Source organism: Nocardioides sp., assembly GCF_031422975.1.
GTDB lineage: Bacteria > Actinomycetota > Actinomycetes > Propionibacteriales > Nocardioidaceae > Nocardioides.
Genome location: NZ_JANPEO010000197.1, coordinates 1 through 1,938, shown reverse-complemented (window position 1 = coordinate 1,938; position 1,938 = coordinate 1). Strand labels below are relative to the sequence as shown.

Genomic DNA, 1,938 nt, shown 5'->3' with positions numbered 1-1,938 from the left:
CAAGACCATCCGGCGACGCATCACCACCGGCGAGATCCCGGCCTATCGGTTCGGCCGGCGCAACCTCCGGATACGCGTGGAGGACCTCGAGGCAGCCACCCAACGAGTGCCCACGGTGAGGCATTGAGCGCGGCCTGGTGGACACGTAGTGGACACGGCGGCCAAAGCAGAACCGCCTCTGAACTGCTGTTTTCGCAGGTCAGCAGTACGGCGCCGTCTTCGAGGCTCACCATGGTGAGCGAAGATTCGGCGCCGTTTGCTGTTGCTGGTCGCGTCCGTGCGGCACAGACTGGGTGGGTTCGTCGTGGTCGACCCCGATGCCTCTGTGGTGCCTGTGAGCCTGAAGGTCAGCATGGTGGTGGAGGGCTTCCACGGGAACCGTGGATTGGTGCCGTTGAGCCCGTGCGTCAGACTTTCGACTCTCCCTGCCCTCCCCGCGACGGACGAGCCGATGTCCGTGCGGAAGGAAGTGGTGGTGATGGAAGTCGTTCACGCCCGGTGTGCCGGGATGGATATCTCGAAGAAGGACGCCAAGGTCTGCGTCCGAGTCGCTGGGGCCGGTCGCCGCAAGACGGTCGAGACCGTCACGACCTGGAGCTCCATGACCGGCCAGATCCTGGCTCTGCGTGAGCACCTGGCCGCCGAGCAGGTCACGTGCGTGGTGATGGAGGCGACCGGGGACTACTGGAAACCGTTCTACTACCTGCTCGAGGACCTGCCCGGCGTCGAGGTGATGTTGGTCAACGCCCGCCACGTGAAGACGGTCCCGGGCCGCAAGACTGATGTCGCTGACGCGACCTGGCTTGCTCAGCTCGGCGCCCACGGCCTCGTGCGCGGGTCGTTCGTGCCACCTGAGCCGATCCGGCAGTTGCGGGACCTGACTCGGGCGCGGACCGCGATCACCCGTGAGCGTGCTCGCGAGGCCCAGCGGCTGGAGAAACTGTTGGAGGACTCCGGGATCAAGTTGTCGGCCGTTGCGTCCGACATCCTCGGAGTGTCCGGTCGACTGATGCTCGATTCGCTGATCGCCGGTGACCGGGACCCCGAAGCGCTCGCGGACCTGGCCAAGCGTCGGCTGCGCAACAAGATTCCCGCGTTGACCGAGGCGTTGAGCGGGCGGTTCAACGAGCACCACGCGTTCTTGGCCCAAGTCCATCTGGACCTGATCGACCGGCACACCGACGCGATCGACAAGCTCACCGCGCGGATCGAGGTGATGATGGAGCCCTTTCAAGGGTTCCACGACCTGATCTGCACGATCCCCGGCATCGCCACCGTCACCGCCGACGTGGTCGTGGCCGAGACCGGCGCGGACATGTCCCGGTTCCCGAGCGCCAAGCACCTCGCGTCCTGGGCCGGCACGACGCCCGGCAACCATGAGTCCGCCGGGAAGGTGAAATCAAGCAAGACCCGACCGGGCAATCCCTACCTACAGGGTGCTCTGGGCGCGGCGGCGATGGCCTGCGCGCAGAACCCGCGCACCTACTACGGCGCGCGCTATCGACGCATCGCGAGCCGCCGGGGGCCGAAGAAGGCCAACGTCGCGATCCAGCACTCCATGCTCATCGCGATCTGGCACATGGGCACGACCGGAACCCTTTACGACGACCCCGGAGGCGACTACTTCAACCGACTCAACCCCGGCCGCACGAAGAACCGAGCGATCCACCAACTCGAAGCCATGGGCTACCGCGTGACCCTCGACAACGTGTCCTGAAAAGCCCTGACGCGAAGCCCCACCCACTCGGGGTGAATCTTCGCGTCAGAGGCGGTTTAGTGCTCGGTGGGCGATACTGGGTTCGAACCAGTGACCTCTTCGGTGTGAACGAAGCGCGCTACCACTGCGCCAATCGCCCGTGTGGTGCGGCCGAAACTCTACAGGCCCCGCTCGCCCCTCACGAAACCGGTGCCTCGTCGTCGGCTTCGTCCGCCCGCTCG

The 1,938-nt window shown here is 65.9% G+C and carries 2 protein-coding genes and 1 tRNA gene; 2 read left to right on the top strand and 1 reads right to left on the bottom strand.

Annotated elements, in window-relative coordinates; all coding sequences use genetic code 11:
* Positions 1 to 7: 7 nt before the first annotated feature.
* Together RMO85_RS19630 and RMO85_RS06075 are read left to right on the top strand one after the other, a co-directional pair.
* Complete coding sequence (locus RMO85_RS19630) at positions 8 to 127, top strand: hypothetical protein (RefSeq protein WP_397203236.1); 120 nt, start codon at positions 8 to 10, stop codon at positions 125 to 127.
* A 351-nt stretch (positions 128 to 478) separates the two neighbouring features.
* Positions 479 to 1,717: an IS110 family transposase gene (locus RMO85_RS06075; RefSeq protein WP_310527486.1), complete on the top strand. Its 1,239-nt coding sequence runs from the start codon at positions 479 to 481 to the stop codon at positions 1,715 to 1,717.
* A gap of 67 nt (positions 1,718 to 1,784) precedes the next feature.
* Here RMO85_RS06075 and RMO85_RS06070 read toward each other — a convergent pair.
* Positions 1,785 to 1,856 (bottom strand) — tRNA-Val (locus tag RMO85_RS06070).
* Positions 1,857 to 1,938 lie beyond the last annotated feature (82 nt).

Coding starts and splice junctions, on each gene's coding strand:
- RMO85_RS06075 (WP_310527486.1), top strand. CDS start 479: ATGGAAGTCGTTCACGCCCGGTGTGCCGGGATGGATATCTCGAAGAAG.